The organism is Micromonospora sp. BS32, assembly GCF_059089345.1.
Genome location: NZ_JBSSHR010000039.1, coordinates 1 through 17,846, shown reverse-complemented (window position 1 = coordinate 17,846; position 17,846 = coordinate 1). Strand labels below are relative to the sequence as shown.

The 17,846-nt window shown below is 67.9% G+C and carries 20 protein-coding genes; 9 read left to right on the top strand and 11 right to left on the bottom strand.

What is annotated here, in order from left to right:
- Window positions 1–250: 250 nt before the first annotated feature.
- Window positions 251–490: a hypothetical protein gene (locus AC5RWQ_RS29950; protein ID WP_494285956.1), complete on the top strand. Its 240-nt coding sequence runs from the start codon at window positions 251–253 to the stop codon at window positions 488–490.
- A 17-nt stretch (window positions 491–507) separates the two neighbouring features.
- Here AC5RWQ_RS29950 and AC5RWQ_RS29945 read toward each other — a convergent pair whose 3' ends face one another.
- The 4 genes from AC5RWQ_RS29945 to AC5RWQ_RS29930 form a co-directional block, all read right to left on the bottom strand.
- Window positions 508–780, bottom strand: a complete 273-nt coding sequence (locus tag AC5RWQ_RS29945; RefSeq protein ID WP_494285955.1) for a hypothetical protein — start codon at window positions 778–780, stop codon at window positions 508–510.
- 347 nt (window positions 781–1,127) lie between these two features.
- Window positions 1,128–2,255, bottom strand: a complete 1,128-nt coding sequence (locus tag AC5RWQ_RS29940; protein ID WP_494285954.1) for an EcsC family protein — start codon at window positions 2,253–2,255, stop codon at window positions 1,128–1,130.
- Between the two features lie 241 nt (window positions 2,256–2,496).
- Window positions 2,497–3,216, bottom strand: a complete 720-nt coding sequence (locus tag AC5RWQ_RS29935; protein WP_494285953.1) for a DinB family protein — start codon at window positions 3,214–3,216, stop codon at window positions 2,497–2,499.
- A gap of 304 nt (window positions 3,217–3,520) precedes the next feature.
- Window positions 3,521–4,666: an IS110 family RNA-guided transposase gene (locus AC5RWQ_RS29930; protein ID WP_494285952.1), complete on the bottom strand. Its 1,146-nt coding sequence runs from the start codon at window positions 4,664–4,666 to the stop codon at window positions 3,521–3,523.
- 397 nt (window positions 4,667–5,063) lie between these two features.
- Here AC5RWQ_RS29930 and AC5RWQ_RS29925 point away from each other — a divergent pair, with 397 nt between their 5' ends.
- From AC5RWQ_RS29925 to AC5RWQ_RS29905, 5 genes are all read left to right on the top strand, one after another.
- On the top strand, window positions 5,064–5,717 hold the full coding sequence (locus AC5RWQ_RS29925) for a Type 1 glutamine amidotransferase-like domain-containing protein (RefSeq protein ID WP_494285951.1): 654 nt from the start codon (window positions 5,064–5,066) through the stop codon (window positions 5,715–5,717).
- A 75-nt stretch (window positions 5,718–5,792) separates the two neighbouring features.
- On the top strand, window positions 5,793–6,626 hold the full coding sequence (locus AC5RWQ_RS29920; protein ID WP_494285950.1) for a DUF1062 domain-containing protein: 834 nt from the start codon (window positions 5,793–5,795) through the stop codon (window positions 6,624–6,626).
- Window positions 6,627–6,686: 60 nt separating this feature from the next.
- Window positions 6,687–7,157 (top strand): hypothetical protein, encoded by a 471-nt coding sequence (locus AC5RWQ_RS29915; protein WP_494285949.1) that lies wholly within the window; start codon window positions 6,687–6,689, stop codon window positions 7,155–7,157.
- Window positions 7,158–7,323: 166 nt separating this feature from the next.
- Window positions 7,324–8,175 carry an ATP-grasp domain-containing protein gene (locus tag AC5RWQ_RS29910; RefSeq protein WP_494285948.1) on the top strand — a complete coding sequence of 284 codons (852 nt, stop codon included), beginning with the start codon at window positions 7,324–7,326 and terminating at the stop codon, window positions 8,173–8,175.
- A 169-nt stretch (window positions 8,176–8,344) separates the two neighbouring features.
- Complete coding sequence (locus tag AC5RWQ_RS29905; RefSeq protein WP_494285947.1) at window positions 8,345–8,656, top strand: hypothetical protein; 312 nt, start codon at window positions 8,345–8,347, stop codon at window positions 8,654–8,656.
- Between the two features lie 100 nt (window positions 8,657–8,756).
- On the opposite strand, the gene AC5RWQ_RS29900 is transcribed toward AC5RWQ_RS29905, so the two are convergent.
- From AC5RWQ_RS29900 to AC5RWQ_RS29875, 6 genes are all read right to left on the bottom strand, one after another.
- Complete coding sequence (locus AC5RWQ_RS29900) at window positions 8,757–9,404, bottom strand: LuxR C-terminal-related transcriptional regulator (protein ID WP_494285946.1); 648 nt, start codon at window positions 9,402–9,404, stop codon at window positions 8,757–8,759.
- A 14-nt stretch (window positions 9,405–9,418) separates the two neighbouring features.
- Window positions 9,419–10,744 (bottom strand): sensor histidine kinase, encoded by a 1,326-nt coding sequence (locus AC5RWQ_RS29895; RefSeq protein ID WP_494285945.1) that lies wholly within the window; start codon window positions 10,742–10,744, stop codon window positions 9,419–9,421.
- Between the two features lie 17 nt (window positions 10,745–10,761).
- Complete coding sequence (locus tag AC5RWQ_RS29890) at window positions 10,762–11,532, bottom strand: ABC-2 transporter permease (protein WP_494285944.1); 771 nt, start codon at window positions 11,530–11,532, stop codon at window positions 10,762–10,764.
- Window positions 11,529–12,254: an ABC transporter ATP-binding protein gene (locus AC5RWQ_RS29885; RefSeq protein ID WP_494285943.1), complete on the bottom strand. Its 726-nt coding sequence runs from the start codon at window positions 12,252–12,254 to the stop codon at window positions 11,529–11,531. The genes AC5RWQ_RS29890 and AC5RWQ_RS29885 overlap by 4 nt, the downstream gene beginning before the upstream one ends.
- 182 nt (window positions 12,255–12,436) lie before the next feature.
- Complete coding sequence (locus tag AC5RWQ_RS29880; RefSeq protein ID WP_494285942.1) at window positions 12,437–12,784, bottom strand: hypothetical protein; 348 nt, start codon at window positions 12,782–12,784, stop codon at window positions 12,437–12,439.
- Window positions 12,785–12,923: 139 nt separating this feature from the next.
- Entirely contained in the window at window positions 12,924–13,655 is a 732-nt protein-coding gene (locus AC5RWQ_RS29875) for a carbon-nitrogen hydrolase family protein (RefSeq protein ID WP_494285941.1), read from the bottom strand.
- 159 nt (window positions 13,656–13,814) lie between these two features.
- On the opposite strand from AC5RWQ_RS29875, the gene AC5RWQ_RS29870 reads away from it, so the two are divergent.
- The 3 genes from AC5RWQ_RS29870 to AC5RWQ_RS29860 all read left to right on the top strand — a co-directional run bounded on the left by AC5RWQ_RS29870 (window position 13,815) and on the right by AC5RWQ_RS29860 (window position 16,526).
- On the top strand, window positions 13,815–14,987 hold the full coding sequence (locus AC5RWQ_RS29870) for a hypothetical protein (protein ID WP_494285940.1): 1,173 nt from the start codon (window positions 13,815–13,817) through the stop codon (window positions 14,985–14,987).
- On the top strand, window positions 14,936–15,343 hold the full coding sequence (locus tag AC5RWQ_RS29865) for a hypothetical protein (RefSeq protein ID WP_494285939.1): 408 nt from the start codon (window positions 14,936–14,938) through the stop codon (window positions 15,341–15,343). The genes AC5RWQ_RS29870 and AC5RWQ_RS29865 overlap by 52 nt, the downstream gene beginning before the upstream one ends.
- Before the next feature lie 334 nt (window positions 15,344–15,677).
- On the top strand, window positions 15,678–16,526 hold the full coding sequence (locus tag AC5RWQ_RS29860; protein ID WP_494285938.1) for a uridine kinase family protein: 849 nt from the start codon (window positions 15,678–15,680) through the stop codon (window positions 16,524–16,526).
- A gap of 295 nt (window positions 16,527–16,821) precedes the next feature.
- On the opposite strand, the gene AC5RWQ_RS29855 is transcribed toward AC5RWQ_RS29860, so the two are convergent.
- On the bottom strand, window positions 16,822–17,652 hold the full coding sequence (locus tag AC5RWQ_RS29855; RefSeq protein WP_494285937.1) for a sugar nucleotide-binding protein: 831 nt from the start codon (window positions 17,650–17,652) through the stop codon (window positions 16,822–16,824).
- Between the last annotated feature and the right edge of the window lie 194 nt (window positions 17,653–17,846).

The following is a 17,846-nucleotide window of genomic DNA, read 5'->3' as shown; positions in this document are numbered from 1 at the left end:
GGTCACGGGCCACCCGCACAACATCATCGCGGAACTCACGAGGGTAGGGCTTGGGCACAGCAACATCCTTCCAGCCCGCCACCAGGGCAAGCCATCTCAGATGTCACCTACCGGTGCAGCAGACCCCTTGAACCGAACCAGGGTTTGACCGTCAAGCATCTGGTGGGACGCGAGCGTCAGGCATGTCCCGTGACAGGACAAGCTGTTCGGGCAGGATCACTGATGTGGGCTTCAGGCAGAGGAGCGGTACGTGGCAGAGGCGAAGTTCCCCAGCGATCTTTCTGGCCACTTCTGGGCAACGCTGGAACACCGGCCTGAACTCGATCGATGGCGCTTCGAGATCATCGACTATCAGAACAACGTCCTGCTCAGTGGCTTGGCCCGTAGCGAGCGGCAGGCCGCAGCCATCGTCAACGCATGGGACCAGGTGATCGCAGCGTCCCCGGACGAAGAGGACCCCAGCATGGATTGGGTCGATGAGTCGGAATGATCGCTGCCCGTATTCGCTCAGTCGAGCAGTCCCGGGACCCGCTCCTGAAGGTTGGCTATCACCTGCGACAGCCCGGCGTTCAAGTCATCACCGTCCCACCGCACGAATTCCCCGCCCAACGGGCTGCCTGACACCAGCACCGTCCAGCGGCCCCGTTGGCGTTCGCCGTCCATCTTGACCATGGCGACCAGGCCGTGGTCCCCGAGCTGGACCAGCAACTCCGCCAGGCACTCATCCCACGCCAACGACTGCGATAGAAGCGGTTCGGCACGGCGGCAGAATAGCGTCACGCGACATCCCCCGAACCACCATGCGCTACGACCGGGCCCGCAAAAACCTCGACCGGCACCCCGACTACATCCTGGCCGCCTACATGGCCTCCGGAACATGATTAGCCGTTCGCGGCTCTGCCGATGAGAAGCGGATACCACCGGTCTCGGCCATGAGGAACGCTGGGCTTGGTCTCCCAGGTTGGCGGGCTGATGACCCCCGGCGCTGTCATTGCCCGGGGAGTACGGCCTGCCGGCCGTCATCGGCGTCGAGCGGGCCACCCGCCCGATCCGTGACGGCCAGCGCATTCGCTTGCACGGCACCGACGGCTTCGTCGAGCTCCTACCGTAGGCGGCCCGCTCCGGATTCAGCGCAGGTCGGGTCCGCCCTCCACAGCGAGTTCGCCGAGCACGCTGAACCCGTCGTCGACTACGTCGTTCGGGTCGTCCGTGTCCTCAACAACGAAGGCTTCGATTGGTTCCTCGTCCAGAAGCTGAGGGTACTTCTCCAGCAGGAACCGGCGCCGGTACGCCATTTCGGCGGTGTCGACGATTCCCTCCAGAGTGGTCCAGTTGAGGGTGCCGCCGACCAGAATTCCGGCTACCGGCACGACCTTGCCGAGGCCCTTCTTGGTGAGGGTGTGGCCGACCGCTTCCGCGAACCGTCCGGCGATCCGGGCGACGACCGAATCGTTCAGAACCTTCCACGTCTTACCGCGGACGAGTGCCTGGGTGAGGCGCGAGATGTCCGCGAAGGCGGCGTTCTTCGCGCCGGCGGACGCGGCCGTCCCGGCGTTGACGACGGACAGCACGAAGAGCTTCTCGGCTGGTTCTTCGGGGTCGTAGCCGTACAGCAGCGAGACATGGCCGACCGCGCGGGATGCGAGTCCGATGACGATGGCGGCGTCGCCGGCGAAAGCGCTGACGATGGCACCTCCCGACGGCGCCGCGGCCGCGCCGCCGGAGACCGCGGTAGCCAGCTCGCCTCCCGAGATCACCAGCCCCGCACCCATCCCCGAGACTGCGGCAGTAGCCGGGTAGTACCAGCTCAAAGCCCGCCCGCGGACCGCGTGGATCTGCTCGAGGTCGAGGCGCCGCAGGTCGGAGAGCTTGGTGACGTCGTGCCCGCGCTTCTGGTGGAGCTCCACCACCCGCTTGGGCGAGAGCCCCGCTCGCGAAATCTTCGCCACCGTTCGTTGCATCGAGCCCAGAGCACTGCCACCCCAGTCCGCCGCGCTGGTGGGGACGACGCCGGCGGCTTTGCGAGCCCCGGTGCCGATGGCGCTCGCACCCTTGGCGACGATGCCGCGCCCCCGCGACACGGCTGATTGGGCTCCCGGGTGGTTTTCCAGGTACGTCGCCGCACGCCGACCGAGTGCCGCGGCGCCGTTGGACACGCCCTCGCCGGCGCTGCGCAACGCGGCCGACAGCGGCCTGCCCTTGAACCGCTGAATGTCACGCCACGCCGCAAGCTCGTACTCCGAGGGTTCTGCCATGTCGCCCAGGTTAGTGACCCGAACCGCCGCTCATGAACAGGTAGGCGGCGGAGTTAGCCATGGCCCGATCGGCCTTAACCAAGTGGTGCAGGGCTATGAATCGACCCAGCCTTGTCCCACCCACCGAGTCGCGGCCCTTGACATGATCACGTGCGCGGATTTGCCGCATCGTGAGCACTATGCAGTGTCACGCAATCTGGTGTCCTTTCGGAGGGAGGTCCGCCCACGTTTACACCAGGCCCTATTCCTGCGTGTCGAGGTCGCGCAGTGCGAAGCGGAGGTGCTCCCACTCCTCGTCGAGGATCACGTGGAGGCAGTGCAGGACCGGCTCCTCGTGATCGGGTGACCACGCGGTCGGCCGAGGCTCGGCGAGCAGCTCCGGCGTGACGCTCGCGAGGAAGTCCCGCACCATGGCCTGCCGCCCGGCACGCAGATCGAGCACCTCGGCGAGACTCGGCTGCCCGGTGGCAAAGACCGACATGTCGAATCCATCCGTCTCGTACTCGGCGTGCGGGTGCCCGAGCGGATGGAAGGGCTGCGGCAGGCGCAGGATCGCCTTGCCGAGCCATGCGTCGGTGGCGAACGCGAGGTGGCGCAGGGTCTGCGCGAACGACCACTCGCCATCGACCGAGACGTCGGCGGTGCCCTCGGGCATGGACTCAACCCGGTCGACCGCGGCCGCCCAGGCCCGTTCGAGCGCCGCCCACGCCGTGCGCAGGCCATCGGGATCCTTGGCACGCTTCAGCTCGCGCCCGGGAAACCGCCGGTTGAGTTCGACCTCGACGAGCGGCACGACGTCGACACCGTTGATCAGCAGTGCACCGTCCGCCAGCCACGGCGCATCGATATCGAGCCCGCGCACATCGACGCCGCGCATCACCGCACCGGCCAACGTCGACCTACTGAACCGCGCGCCCCGCAGGTCCCTATCGACGAACGTTGTGACCTCGCCCTGGGCCATGACACCCACCCTTCCTCCCGTTGGCGATCGCGGCGATGCTAGCGGGCGGGTCCGACAACGAATGCCACAACGCAGCCAGCCCCCTCAACGAGCATCGACCAGCGCAGGGCGACTGAGCGGGACCAACTGATGCGACGTCGGCGACGGTGTAGCTGGTCTCCACCTTGGAAACGGTTCCGCCCGAAAGCCAAAGATCGGGGGCATTGTCGCCAAGATCAAGCATCCGCTACTGCCGCGATCCGCGCGTTGCGGAGCGTGACGGCGACCGCTACCGCTCGGCATCCTGATCTGGCTCCCCTCTGTGTCAAGACACCGCCGGGAGGAGAGTTCTATCCTGGGTCTCGGCGGGTCCGGGAAGTGACTTCTCCGAAGAGCCGGCATGGGGATGTGAGCTGGTCACGCTGGAGTCAGTAGTCGTCTCCCGTTGTCCTCCCGGGCCCGTCGCCGTGGCCGTCGTGGCGTCGTCGATCATCCGTCGATAGACGACGTCGGACAGGCGCCGTTTCAGCGCTCGCATCGCTTCCATCGACGTCTTCCCGGACGTCTTCTTGCGGTCGAAGTAGGCGCGGCCTTCGGTGGGGTTGCGTAGCTGGACGGTGGCCATGATGTGCAGTACCCGGTTGATCTGCCGGTTCCCGGCACGGGAGAGCCGGTGTCGTACCTGCTCGCCGGAGGACGCGTCGATGGGGGCGGTGCCGTTCCAGGAGGCGAAGTGGGCCCGGTTCGGAAACCGGGTGATGTCGCTGACCTCGACCAGCAGCCGGGCGGCGCCGGAGGGCCCGATGCCGTGCAGGTCCATCAACGTGGTGCCGGTGGAGGCCACCAGTTCGGTCAGTTCCTTGTCGGCTTCCTTGGAGCGTCGGTAGACCCGTTCGAGGTCACCGATCAGCTCCGCGGCGACCCGCCGTCGGGCCTTGCCGACGGCGTCACGGGGCCGGACCGTGGCCAGCAGTGCTTTTGCCTGGGCGGCGGACAGGCTCTTCTTCGCGCCACCCGCAATGAGCTCCAGCAACAATTGATGCAGCTGGGAGATCATCCGGGTGTGGTCCTCGCCGAGCGAACGGCGGCGGTCGACGAGGATCCGCAGCATGGCGAGCTGCTCGTCGTTGACGACCGGGCGCAGCCCGGCCATGCGGGTGCCGACCAGCGCGATGGAGTGGGCGTCGGTGGCGTCGGTCTTTCGGCCCTGGCCGGTGGCGAACACCCGCGCCCGGGCGGACAGCTTCGGCGGGACGTCGACGACCTGCTCGCCGTCGGCCAGTAGCCGGTTGGCGATGTGCCGGCCGATGCCCTGGCAGCCCTCGATCGCCCAGACCCGGTTCGGCCACCGGCTGGCGTACTTCCTCATCGCTGTGTAGCCGTTGCGGTCGGTGTCGAACCGGCCGCCGCCGACGACGGTCTCGTTGCCGGCCATGACCTCGATCGTGGCAGAGCGCTTGTGCGGGTCCATGCCGATGACCACACGATCTGACGTGACACTTAACGCGTCCTCCGATGCTCGATCCACCTGGTTGTCGAGCCGGGAGGGCAACGCTACTTCGAGCCGAGCAGACCCCTCCTGAGCCTCTCCCCGCCCTGGGGCGGCACCCGGGACTGCGCAGGCCAAATGAGAGCCACACGACCAGCGTGGGCAGCCGAATTGAGAGCGACAGCCCGGGCGCCTCGACCGAAGCCTGACCGGGCCACGGTCCGCCGGTCAATGAAACAAGTAGCCGAATTGAGTGCGGGGGGGCTTGAGGGGTCGCAACGGCGATGAGTTTCGTTATGGCGTCCAGTCTGTACTCCCATGCACCCGATCTCCCGACTCTCGGCGAGAGCGTCATGACCCCTACGTACAGGAGGCAAGCGTGAAACTTCTTCTCACGTCGGCGGGCGTCAAGAACCCGAGCATCCGCGATGCGCTGGTCGACCTGCTGGGCAAGCCGATCGCCGACTCCAGTGCCCTCTGCATCCCTACAGCGGCCCACCCCATGGGCGGGCCAGCCTCGGCTTGGCGCTTCATCACCGGGCAGACGCCGCTACCCATGTGCGACCTGGGCTGGAAGTCGCTGGGCGTCCTCGAGCTGACAGCGCTGCCCAGCATCGGCGAGGAGCGGTGGGTCCCCTGGGTCCGGGAGGCTGACGTCATGCTCGTGGCCGGCGGCGATGCGACGTACCTGTGCCACTGGATGCGGCAGTCCGGGCTGGCGGATCTCCTGCCGTCGCTGCGGGACACCGTCTGGGTGGGGTTGAGTGCTGGGAGCATGGTGCTGACCCCCCGGATCGGTGCGGACTTCGTCGAGTGGCAGTCCGCGCCCGACGACCGCACACTGGGGGTCGTCGACTTCTCGATCTTCCCGCACCTAGGTCTCGAGCCGGACAACACCATCGCTGGTGCCGAGAGATGGGCGGCCGAGATCGCCGGTCCGGCGTACGCAATCGACGACCAGACGGCCATCAAGGTGACCGACGGCACCGTCGAGGTCGTTTCCGAGGGGCACTGGAGGCTGTTCCCCTCGTAGCCGCGGCCAACAGTGATCGGCGTGGCGAAGCGCCCGCTCATAGCCGCGATGCGAGCGCCGCCGTGACGACGACGGATGTGCGGGCTCGGGCTTTCGAGGCGGCTGCTCCTATCCTCTCTGTTCACCAATCCGCCATGGCAGGTAGGCGGCGGTCGTCCCCGCGAGGCTGCCGAGGGACAGGGCGAAGGCCAGCGGGAGGAACAAGTCCCACGGGGGCGGCCGGAACACGGCAGACAGGGGCCACGGGGGCGAACGACGCGTGGTCGATGCCCAGGTCGCCGACCCCGCCCCTCAGTGCTCGGCACCAAGACAAAAATGGGTGGCCTCGCCAGCCCGTCCCGCCCTACCTTGCAACTGGATCTTTTTCCTCCGGTCCACTCACGAGAGGACTTCACCCCGCGTGACGCCGCCTGCTCTTTAGACCTGACACCTTCCCCGTGCATCGGTCGCCGACGTCGCCGTCGGCTCTTTTCCCATGCCTTCCGTCAGGTCTTCAGAGGGATCATGTCTACGCGTCCTCATATCGTTCCGTCCTGGACCCTTCGGCGCACGCACCTTCCCCTGCTCGCGTTCCGCTGCGTCCACCGCCATTCCGGCCTCGCCAGCACCGGCGACGGCAAGTTCCGCGTCAATGCCAACGGCAAACTCCTCGACATCCTGCTCCTGGTCGCCTGCGTTTCCTGCGACCGCACCAGCAAAATCACGGTCCACAATCGCGTCCCGGTCCGGTACCTGGATCCGATCCTTCTGGAGGGCTACTCCGGCAACTCCTCCCGCCGTGGGCCTGAGCCGGAGCGAGAGGCAAGGTGGCCTTGCCCCGGACTGCATCATGCGGCGGTCCGCGCGCGGTCGCTCATGACCGGGCGCGAACGAAGATCAGGGCCGGCCCGATACCGGCGACGCAGGTGAACGGCCCGGTGCATACATCCGGACGTGCCGATGAGCGGGCACACCGACTAGCGTGCACACATGGCCGAGTCTTTGGACCTCTCGAGTCCGGCTTCGCGTCGGGAAGCGCTCCGGATGGTTGACGTAGATGATCCTGGCCCTTACCACGCGATGCTCCGAGAAATCTTCGACCTCGAAAGGGCGTGGCGCGAATGCCCGGACGTGGGCGAGAGCGACGAGTACGAGCAGGTCTACGTGACGGCCGTTCTGCTGTTCCTAATCGGCGATCCCGCGGACTCGCCCCGCCTGTATGGGGCGAAGTTCCGCACGGGCGACATGGACCTAGGCATCGGCTTCGACGCCCAGGCCATCTTCGGAGCGGGCCGGGGCGACACGCTTCAGTGGCTCCTGGAGAACGGATACACCGACGAGCACGCGCGTCTGTCTGAGTGGTTGTCGCAGTCGGAAGACCCGAAGATCGAAGACTGGGCTCGGTACGTGCGCGATTACTTCTACTCACCGGATGGCGTGCTGCTCCTGGATCCGCTCTAGACACGCCCTGGCCAGCAGGGTCCGTCCGCTCTCGCCGCGGTGAGGTGGGGTTGCCGCCAGCGCACCGTTACCGGGGTTAGGCAGTGATGCCGGGCGTCAACGGCTGAGCAGTGCCTCGGGTGGATACTCGGATGCGTTGGTCGGCTCTTTAGCTGATCGTTGTTGCATGATGTTGCTGGTGCCCGCCGATGTGTTGCGTCCCCGCCGCCCGGACGAGCACTTCGCCGACGAGGCCGAAGCGGCCCGTCAGGCCGGGATCGATGTCGCGGTGATCGATCACGACGCCTTCGTTCGCGGGCAGGCGGATGGGACGGCGGTCGGCAGGGTGCCCGAGGGTGCGGATGCGGTTTACCGGGGGTGGATGCTACGAAATGAGCATTACGCAGCATTGGTACGTGCCCTCGCGGGTCGCGGTGTGAGCGTGCGAACCAGCCCCGAGCAGTACCGGCGGGCACATGAGCTTCCCGGTTGGTACTCAGCGATTGAGGGCCACACTCCCGAGTCGGTCTGGACTTCCGGTGACGATCGCCGCGACTTCCTCCAAGCGTGCGCGGCCCTCGGCGCCGGCCCGGCAGTGCTGCGTGACTACAGCAAGTCGATGAAGCACTATTGGCATGAGGCGTCATTCATCCCGGACGTGGCTGATCGCGACGCGGCATGGCGGGTGGCCAGCCGGTTTCGGCAGTTGCGTGGTGACGACTACGCCGGAGGCTTTGTCCTGCGCCGGTTCGAGTCGTTCGTCGGGGCGGAGGTGCGGACCTGGTGGGTCGAGGGTTCCTGCCGCCTGGTCACCGCGCACCCGGATACCCCGGAGCACCAGCCAGCCGCGGAGTTCGACCTGACGGCCGTGGAAGCTTCGGTGCGGGCCTTGGACCTGCCGTTCGTGACGGCGGACTTAGCACTGCGTGACGATGGTCGGTGGCGAATCGTCGAGATCGGCGACGGCCAGGTCAGCGACCGGCCACGCAGCACCCCGGCTGCCGAGCTGATCGCGGCTCTCAACACCGAGGACCGCTGACCACGTAACAGCGCCACCGGCGGCTCGCCCACGGGCCCGGCACTCAGTGAGATTGCGTGCACGGATCTGCCGCAGGTCGAGCGGTTGTGCCGACGTGAGTGCACTCGACGGCCGCTTGGCGTCTAGCCGGTTGATCGCTCCGGCTCACCGATGAGCAAAGATGCGGCCTATGAGCCATGAGCATCACGTCTTCCGCAACCCACCGCCGGCAACACCGGGCGAGGTACGTGCGGCGCTCGATCGCGGCGAGCGTTCCAGCGCCCTGGACGCCATGGTCGGCGCCGTTCTGTATGGCGGTGGGGACTGGAAGGAGCTGCAGGAACTCTATCTTGGTTTACTCGATCACGAGGATCGCCAGGTGAGGCTACTTGCCGCGACTTGCCTGGGGCATCTGGCGAGGGTCTATCGCCGACTAGACGAAGACCGGGTGGTTCCCGAACTACGCCGCGTTGGGTCGACCAGTGGGTTGGGCGACATTTAGATCTACCTCCATCCGCGCCGTGCACGTTGGCGCGGGCGCGTGTGGAAAGCCGTCCGTCCTTGGACGTGGATCTAAGTCCGGTGCCCGGCATCACGTGACATCAGCCGCCGCGGACGTGGCGGAGGACGGCCAGGACCCGGCGGTTGTCGCTATCCGAGGACGGCAAACCGAGTTTCGCGAAGATGTTCGCCACGTGCTTCTCCACGACTCCGGAGGTGATGACAAGAGCCGCCGCGATCCCGGCGTTGGATCGTCCCTCGGCCATCAGCGAAAGCACCTCACGCTCCCGGGGGGTCAGCGACGCCACCCCGGCCGTGTCCTGCCCGGCCCGCATCAGGTGGCCGACCACCTCCGGATCCAGTGCGGTGCCACCGGATGCCACCCGGGTCAGCGCGTCCACGAAATCGGCGACGTCTGCGACGCGGTCCTTCAGCAGGTATCCGACGCCGGTCGGCCGGTCGGCGAGCAGGCGGGTCGCGTAGCGGGTCTCCACGTACTGGGAGAACATCAGCACCCCGACGTCGGGATGGTCGCGTCGGATGTCGATCGCGGCGCGCAGCCCCTCGTCGGTGTGCGTCGGCGGCATCCGGATGTCGACCACGGCCACATCAGGCATGAAGGCGGCGACCGCGGACCGCAGCGCGTCCGCGTCGGCCACCGCCGCGCACACGTCGAAACCGCGGTCGGTGAGCAGCCGGACCAACCCCTCGCGCATCATCGCGGCATCCTCCGCGATCACCACCCGCATGCCGTCGCCTCCGTTCACACGTGTGTGGGCAGCTCGATCTCGACCCGGGTCGGACCGCCGGCCGGACTGTGCACACGCATCAGGCCGTCCACGACGGCGATGCGGCGGGCCAGGCCGGACAGGCCGGGACCGTCCGGGTTCGCCCCGCCGATGCCGTCGTCCGTGACGGTCAACATCAGGCGCTCGCCGGATCGGACGACGCCGAGCCCGATCCGGGTCGCCCGGCTGTGCTTGGCCGCGTTCGCGAGCAGCTCGGCGGCGCAGAAGTAAGCGATGGTCTCGATCGCGGGCGCCGGGCGGTCGGGCAGCTCGACGTTCACCGCGACCGGGATGGCGCTGCTCGTCGCGAGCGTCGCCAGCGCGTCGCCGAGACCGTTGTCGAGGACCGGCGGGTGGATCCCGCGCACCAGGTCGCGCAGGTCGGCGAGGGCATCCTTCGCGCCGCAGTGGGCGAGCGCGACCAGTTCGCGGGCCTGCGCGAGGTCGGGTGGCGGGCCGTCGACACCGAGCTTCTCGGTCGCCATGCCGAGGTTCATCGCCAGCGTGGCCAGCCGGATCTGCGCGCCGTCGTGCAGGTCCCGTTCCAGCCTGCGCATCATCGCGGCCGCGTCGTCGATCGCGCGGGCCCGGCTGACCTGAAGTTCGCGTACCCGCTCGGCGAGCCGACGCGGACCGAGCAGCCGTCGCATCGCGGCAACGTCCGGTGTCGTGCCGGCCCGCATCAACCACGGCGCGACGAGCAGCATGGCGAGACCGGCCGCGGCGATGAGGAACGTGCCGGCGAAGGTCCGCGTGCCGATGGGGCCGAACGGCGTCAGCGCCCAGACCGGCCCGAGGCGGGTGCCGGGCGGGTGGTTGCGGAACAGCGGCCACCACAGCGGGTAGCTGAGGTTGACCGGACCGAGCACGTAGCAGAACACGCCGTAGCCCTGGGGGATGGCCAGTGGCACCTTGAGCAGTCCGTACCCGACGGCCCGCCAGCCGGATCCGTCGGCGACCAGGGCGCCGATCCGGTTCGAGGCCCGTGGCGGCGGGGCATCCACGTGCACGTCGAGCAGCCGGTCGGCAAGCCGGCGGTGCACGGCGCCCGTCGCGCGCCCGGTCGGGGCGGCCAGCACGACCAGGAGCGCGATGGTGAGCGGGAACAGGACGAGGAACAGCGGCGCGACGGTCGGTGCGGGCTCTCGGGATATGGCTCCGGTCGCCCAGAGGAGGAGGACGCCCAGGCCCGGCACGAGCGCCGGTACGGCCAGGGCCGCGACCGCGCTGACCACACCGACCACGCAGAACACGGCCTGGCGCAGGGCCAGTGTGGTGAACGGAGCGCGCAGCGCGTTCATCGGCCCATTGTCGTCGGTCACGCGTCGCGGTGGCGGAGCAGCACGCCACCGTAGAGGATCGCCACCGCCGCGTACCCACACATCAGCAACACGCTGATCCAGCTGGAGAACAGCCCGGGTACCGGCGAGGTCACCGCGATCGAGTTGAGCAGCATCAGCAACGGGACGAAGCGGCCGACCGCGATGCCGCTCTCACCGAAGAGGCCGACCACGATCATCGGGACGAACATCAGACCGAACAGCGTCCCGATCGCGGCGCCCGAGTGCCGCACCACCGTCCCGACGCCGACCCCGATCAGCGCGGTGGCGCCCAGATAGCCGCCTGTCAGCAGGACCGCGCGCAGGATCGCCGCGTCCCCGAGGGATGCGGCCGGGATGGCCGTGCCGCGGATCGCGAGCTGCCCACCCAGATAGCCGGCGAAGCTCGCGACCAGGCCGACGGCGAGAGCCGCGCCGCCGCACACGGCGACCTTCGCGGCCAAGACGATCCGACGCCGCGGGACGGCGGCGAACGTCGAGCGGATCATCCCGGTGCCGTATTCGCCGGTCACCATCAGGACGCCGAGCGCTCCGAGGAGCAGCTGGGCCACAACGGCGCCGCCGAGGCTGTTGTTCAGGATCTGGGCGGCGGTGGCGACCGGGGTATGCGATCGGTAGCCGACTCCCACCCCGACCCCGGCCACAGCCATCGAGACCACCGTCACGGCCGCCAGCCACCACGTCGACCGGACGCTGCGCAGCTTGATCCACTCCATCCGGGCCACGTGCCGGAATCCGTAGCCGTTCATGACACTTCCGTTCCCCGGTAGTCGGTGGCCTGCGAGGTGAGCCGGAAGAACGCGTCCTCCAGATTGTCGTCGCCGGCGGCGAGTTCGGCGACGGTCGTCTCGGCCAGCAGCCGGCCCCGGCCGATGACCACCAGCCGGTCCGCGGTCAGCGCCATCTCGGCGATCAGGTGGCTGGACACAAACACCGTCCGGCCTTCGGCGGCCAGTGCGCGCAGCAGGTCCCGGATCCAGCGGATGCCCTCCGGATCCAGCCCATTGACCGGCTCGTCGAGCAGGAGGACGCCCGGGTCGCCGAGCAGGGCCACAGCGACGCCGAGCCGCTGGCGCATGCCGAGCGAGTACGTACCGGCACGCCGCGTTGCCGCGTCGGACAGACCGACGATGCGCAGCACCTGCTCGACCCGGGAACCGGGGATGTCGTTGCTCGCGGCCAGCGCGGCCAGGTGCGCACGGGCGCTGCGGCCGGGATGGAACGCCTCGGCATCGAGGAGCGCGCCGACCGTCTTCAACGGCCAGTTCAGGTCCGCGTACCGGACGCCGCCGATCAGCGCCTCGCCATGGTCCGGGGCATCCAGACCGAGGATCATCCGCATCGTCGTCGACTTGCCGGACCCGTTCGGGCCGAGGAAGCCGGTCACCACCCCCGGCTGCACCCGGACGCTCAGCCCGTCGACGGCGACCCGGTCGCCGTAGCGTTTCGTCAGCTCACGTAGTTCGATCACACGATCGACGCTAGGCAACGCCGTCGGCGGTCGGAAGCCGGAAACCATCCGACTCCGCCTGGAGGTTTCCGCCCCCATCGCGGTCCCGACCCAGCTAGTGTCCCTTGATCCTGATCGGTCTACTTTCGAGTTGTTCGCGACGTAAACCGATCAGGGTCACGGGACACTAGCGGGCGCGATGGCTAGGCATCCTCCGCATCATCAAGCGGCTCGCCACTCCACCGCCACCACGCCTCGCTGCCATCGATATGGAGGAGGAATTCGGGAGCCTCGTGGCCCTCTGGGTACCGAAGCGTCACGGCGTTCCGGACTGCCTCGTACGCGCGCTCCCAGGATTCGACGTCCTCATCAATACCACCGAGCAGGCGCAGTTCCTCGGCGAAGAGCGGCTGGACCTTCTCGAGCCCTTCCCTCGGGTCGACACGAGCGTTCAGCCACGGGAAGTCACCACCAGTCACGACGAGATCAGCAAGTACTCGGCCGTCGTCGCGCCGGTGCAGTGTCCAAGCGTCGCCGTGATGATCACTCACGATGACGACATTAGCGACTGCAGACGACTCCCTGCCGACCGTAGCCCGGCTTCCGCCATCGCTACTCGTCGCACCTCGGCCAAGGTCAGGTGCACGCTTCTGCCGCGAGCCGAGTGGAGCGAAGTCGGTGGTGGGCGACTTACGGCGGGTCGATCTCGATGGTGGTCATTCCGGTCGTCCCCGTGCGGACTTGCCCCACCACTTGGCCGGCTGGGTCAATGACGCAGGTCGGGCCCAGCCCGATCCGGGACTCGTCACGTTCGCCGGTGACGTCGGCGGAGACAAGCCACATGCCCGTCTCCTGGACCCGTCGCGCGCGGATCTCGTTGTGCCGGGCCTGCCACCAGAGTGCCTTATCGCGGCGCATCATGTTCTGCGCCGGCACCAGCAACACCTGCGCCCCACCCGCCGCCACCGCGGCCGCTGCTTGCGGAAACTGCGTGTCGTAGCAGATGTTGATGCCGAATCGCACACCCTCGTGGGTGAACACCGGGTAGGTGTCGCCCGCGGTGAACACCGACTCTCCGTCGGTCAGGAAGGTCTTGCGATACTCGCCTACCACTCGACCGCCCGTGACGACCAGCGCCGTGTTGTAGTACCGGCCCCGCCACCGCTCGATCATGCCGAGCACGAGCGTCTGCCGGATGCCGACCAGCCGTGCCAGCACCGCAGCGAACTCCGTCGAACGCACGTCGAATGCGTGGCGGTGCACATGCTGGGCCGTGACCAGATAGCCCTGCAGGAAGCACTCCGGGAACAGCAGCAGTTCCACCCCCGCCGCGTCAGCCCGGTCCGCGAAGTCCTGGATGACCGTCACCGCCACGTCCACGTCACCGAGGATCTCCCGGGTCTGGCAGGCACCGATCCGCACCGCGCCATCAGATCAGAAAATGGCCGGCCTGGCCCGTAGATCCGGTGCACGGATCTGCCGCTGAGCGTTCGTCAGGCTGTGTAACGGAGCGGCTCGGGCGTGGATACGTCCGGCTGCGCGACGTAGTCGGCGCGCGTCGCCAGCTCCCGCGCATGCAGCGTGGCCACGGAAGTGATGCTCGCGTGCGGCCTGATGGATGATCGTCCGGTGGAGCGTGATGCGGGGTTGCTTCGGGATGCGCTGAAGGCGCTGTTCGAGGATGAGGTGCCGGTTCCGCCCGGCGCCATGGCGATCGTCGCGGCATCGCCGGTGACCACACCGGAACACCGCGATGTGCTGGCGCGAGTGCTGGGTGGGTCTGTCGCGGACCTCCTGCGGCAGCGCGGGCCGGTCGCGTGGCGGCCTCAGGACGTTGCGCAGGTCTGCGCGGCCACCGGGCTCACCCGGGCGGAGAGCGCGTTGCTGCTGGCCGGGCTGCCACTGCGCGACTGGGACGACGACGACTTCCTCTCTGAAGCGCAACTCGCCGTTCTCGGCCTGACCGCCCGAGAGGCGACTATCGCGCGCATGGAACTGATGACCGTGCCGGTCGAGCATCGCGTCCGGGTCCTCGACGCGGCCATGCCGAACGAGCCGGCCGTGCTGTGGGAGAACGGTCCAGATGTCGGACGGCTCTGCGCCACCTGGATTGCTTTACAAGGCCACCGCATACCCGTGCCCGAGCAACTGCTCGCCGACCTCGGTACGGTGATGGGGTTTCCCACCGGCATTCTGCGGGTTTTCCGCGCACCGAGACCCGGAGATTGGCTGCACACCGACGGCCGGTGCCGTATCGAGGCCGGTGCCGTGCTCACCGAGGCGGCCGACGGTGGCGAGCCGTTCAGCGATCGGCACCTGCCGAGTGCCGCTACCGGACTTGCGTGGCTGGCCTATCACCTGCCGGCCGGCGATCCGATCCGGGCGAATCTTGCCCGTGTCTACCAGTTGATCCGGGACCGGCTGCGAAACCCGGATCTGCTGATCGGCACAGTCCTGCTGCGCGACGACGCAGTACCGACGCCGCTCCCGCCGGGGGTCGTGGTCGGTGCGTCCTACCAGTCTGGCCTGACGTCGTATCACCTGCGTCCGGCTGTGATCGCGGACCCGGATGATCCCGCGCTCAACGTCGTGCCGGATCACAGCCCCATCTCCGTCCGGCTGATGCTCGACCCCGCGTTCGAGCGGATGATCAGAACGCTGGAGACGAGTGGTTTGCCGCTGGCGCGTACAGCCAGAACCCGTTGCTGTCCGTGCCGGATACCGTCGAACGGATCGCCGCCCGGTTCGGTTTGAACCGACCGGAAGCGTCGCTGTATCTGCAGGTCCTGGCCCTGCCAGACCCGACCGAGCAGAACCTGTTGCGCTGGAACGGCTGGGACGACCGGCAACTGGCCGACCTCGGCTCGACGCTGCTGGCGAAACGGTTGCTCGTCGAATCCGAGACACCCGGACGCCGCCTCGCCGTCCCCGGACCGTGGCTCAGCCCGAGGTTCGTACCGCCCTTCGAGGCGTGGAAGTCTGCTCTGTACGGGGTCGGCCCGGGTGAGGAGCCGCTCTACCGGTGGGTTCTGGTCACCCGCCCGTTGACCGACCTGTTCCACGACGCCGCCAGCCGCGCCATCATCGAGTTCCCCCGTCCCGCAGGCTGAACGCCTCCAAGATTCCATGATCTCCTTATCAGACTTGGTCATAGGTCTCTCCGGGCCGGGTCAGCACTTGATCAGCAATCAGAGCCAACCCGACCGGGGGACTTCCTCATTCATCGACTGTTGATCGCTCAAGATGAGGCGCACTGATTTGCCGCCGACCGGGCGTCGCGGCGAGCGACGGATGAGCGGCTGCGGCCAGCGCGGTCGTACTGACGAGCGCGCACCTACTCGCATGACCCGTACTCTGCTCCAGCAGCGTGAAACACGTAGCCCGTACGGGGTGGTCGGAAATAGCTTGTCCCCGAGCGAGCGCGCCCACCCCGTAGGAGTTCGTATGTTCGACACGGTGCTTGGCCTCGATCCGGAGCGGGCCGCGCGGCTCACCGCCCTGGTCCAGCAGTGTCGGCCGCTGTTAGACCAGGGCAAAGGCATGGACGCCGTCCAGCGGCTCCTCCGCGACCGGAACATCGCCATCATCGACGCGATCCTCGTCACCCGGGAACTGCTGGACGCCGGACCGGGCACCCTCGGACAGGCCAAGGAGATCGTGCTCACCAGTTCCGGGCGCAACGACGCCCTACGGGAACACCAGCACCTCGTGGACACCCTCGAACGCGCACAGGACGTTGCCGAGGCCGGGCGCAGCGTGGCCCGCGCCGACGAAACAGCCATCATCGCCATCGACGGCCCGGGCGGATCAGGCAAGACAACGCTGGCGGCGACCGTCGCCGAACTGATCGAGGGTGCGACGGTCGTCCACGGGGACGACTTCTACCGCCCCATGCCCGACCAGGAACGCGCTCAGCTCGACCCGCAGCAGGGATACCAGCAATACTTCGACTGGCAACGCCTCCGCGACCAGGTCCTGGCGCCGTTGCGCGCCCGTCAGACGGCGCGGTACCAGAGCTACGACTGGACCACCGGACAGCTCACCACCTGGAATGAGATCAACCCAGGGGCCATGGTGATCGTGGAAGGCGTCTACTCCGCCCGCCCGGAGCTGACCTCCTACTACCACCTCACCGCCTATGTGGACACACCACGCGAGATCTGCCTGCAACGGATGCGAGGCCGCGGCGAGAACAGCGAGGAATGGATCAGGCGGTGGCGCGCCGCCGAGGACTTCTATCTCCGCACGACATGGCCCCAGACCAGAGTCCAACTCCTCGTCCGCGGCTACTGACGCAGACACACGCGGACGCCCTCATAGGCAGAAGCGCACAGCCCTGAGCGCCTGCTTCTGTCGCTGAGGATGCCGCAGGTGCGCTCCGGACGGGTTGGAGGACTGTCGTGTCTGCTGGCGTCTCGTATCAGACGCGCGCTCATGCCGCGGATCGAGCGCGTGGGCAGCCGGTGCGCCCGTCCGTAGCCGAGCCTCGCTGGCGCGGACGTTCTGCTTTGCCGAAGAGTGGATGTGTATGAGTTGATCGCCGCACCTCGCTACAACGTCCGTTGTTGGCGCGGGCCGGCCGTCCTGGTCACGTCGGCGGGGGTGCGAGGAACTCGCGTGCGCCTCGTAGGCGGGTGTTCAACCGCGCTTGAGTGTTGGTGCTATCCAACCGCACGTCGATGGGTCCGGGGAGGCCGGTGCCGGCGCGTAGCCCGGTAGGAAGAGTGGCTTGGTCGAGACCGTCCCGGCGTGCAATCAGCGCTCCGAGTTCGTAGCGGCTGATGGCATCCGTGCCGGCGACGTGGTGGATCCCGGCGTATGGCGACGCGGCCAGTTCGAGTAGGGCGGAGGCGAGGTCGGTGACATGCACCGGGCATCGCACGTCGTCGGTGAAGAGGGCACCGGTCACGGCGCCGGCTGCCAGTGCGTGCACGTGTCTCTCGTGCTGGGAATCGCCGTCACCGATGATCAGCGAGGTCCGGGCGATGACGGCGGTCGGCGTTATGCCCTTGATCGCTGTCTCGGCGGCGGCTTTGGCGGCACCGTATGGTGTCGTGGGGTCCGGGACGTGCGTCTCGTCGTAGCGGGCCGTCGTACCGGAGAAGACCGCATCGCTGGACACGTGCACAAGGCGAGCTCCTACGACTGCCGCTGCAAGGGCGACGTGCATGCCGCCCTCGGCTGTGGTTGCCCAGTCAGATTGCCGGTAGGCGGCATTGACGATCACATCAGGCCGTGCTGCGAGGACCAAGGCCGTGACGTCGTCGCGGTGGCGGATATCCAGATTCCTCCAGTCAACGTCAGCGACGGCGGGAACGCGACTGTGGAAGGTCGCCGCGACGCGATGACCGGCGCGCCGCGCCTGACGGATGATTTTCAGTCCGAGAAAGCCGCTGCCACCCACCACGAGAAGATCCACTCGGTCACGGTATAGCGTTCCGTCCGTTTCGAGCTACGCGGCAGAGCGCCGGCATCACCCCACGGACGCATCCGCTTCTGGCACCCCTCTGTGTCAAGAGGCCGTGGCGAGGGTTGTTCTAGGCTGGGGTGTGGCGGGTCCGGGAAGTGACTTTTCCGAAGTGTCGATCTCGGGGTTCAGGTCGGCCGCGCTGG

Excerpts from the sequence above, each read along its gene's own strand:
- AC5RWQ_RS29895 (WP_494285945.1), bottom strand. The coding sequence starts at position 10,744 with ATGAACGCGCTGCGCGCTCCGTTCACCACACTGGCCCTGCGCCAGGCC.
- AC5RWQ_RS29910 (WP_494285948.1), top strand. The coding sequence starts at position 7,324 with ATGATGTTGCTGGTGCCCGCCGATGTGTTGCGTCCCCGCCGCCCGGAC.
- AC5RWQ_RS29905 (WP_494285947.1), top strand. The coding sequence starts at position 8,345 with ATGAGCCATGAGCATCACGTCTTCCGCAACCCACCGCCGGCAACACCG.
- AC5RWQ_RS29900 (WP_494285946.1), bottom strand. The coding sequence starts at position 9,404 with ATGCGGGTGGTGATCGCGGAGGATGCCGCGATGATGCGCGAGGGGTTG.
- AC5RWQ_RS29860 (WP_494285938.1), top strand. The coding sequence starts at position 15,678 with ATGTTCGACACGGTGCTTGGCCTCGATCCGGAGCGGGCCGCGCGGCTC.
- AC5RWQ_RS29915 (WP_494285949.1), top strand. The coding sequence starts at position 6,687 with ATGGCCGAGTCTTTGGACCTCTCGAGTCCGGCTTCGCGTCGGGAAGCG.
- AC5RWQ_RS29890 (WP_494285944.1), bottom strand. The coding sequence starts at position 11,532 with ATGAACGGCTACGGATTCCGGCACGTGGCCCGGATGGAGTGGATCAAG.
- AC5RWQ_RS29940 (WP_494285954.1), bottom strand. The coding sequence starts at position 2,255 with ATGGCAGAACCCTCGGAGTACGAGCTTGCGGCGTGGCGTGACATTCAG.
- AC5RWQ_RS29920 (WP_494285950.1), top strand. The coding sequence starts at position 5,793 with ATGTGCGGGCTCGGGCTTTCGAGGCGGCTGCTCCTATCCTCTCTGTTC.
- AC5RWQ_RS29935 (WP_494285953.1), bottom strand. The coding sequence starts at position 3,216 with ATGGCCCAGGGCGAGGTCACAACGTTCGTCGATAGGGACCTGCGGGGC.
- AC5RWQ_RS29930 (WP_494285952.1), bottom strand. The coding sequence starts at position 4,666 with ATGGACCCGCACAAGCGCTCTGCCACGATCGAGGTCATGGCCGGCAAC.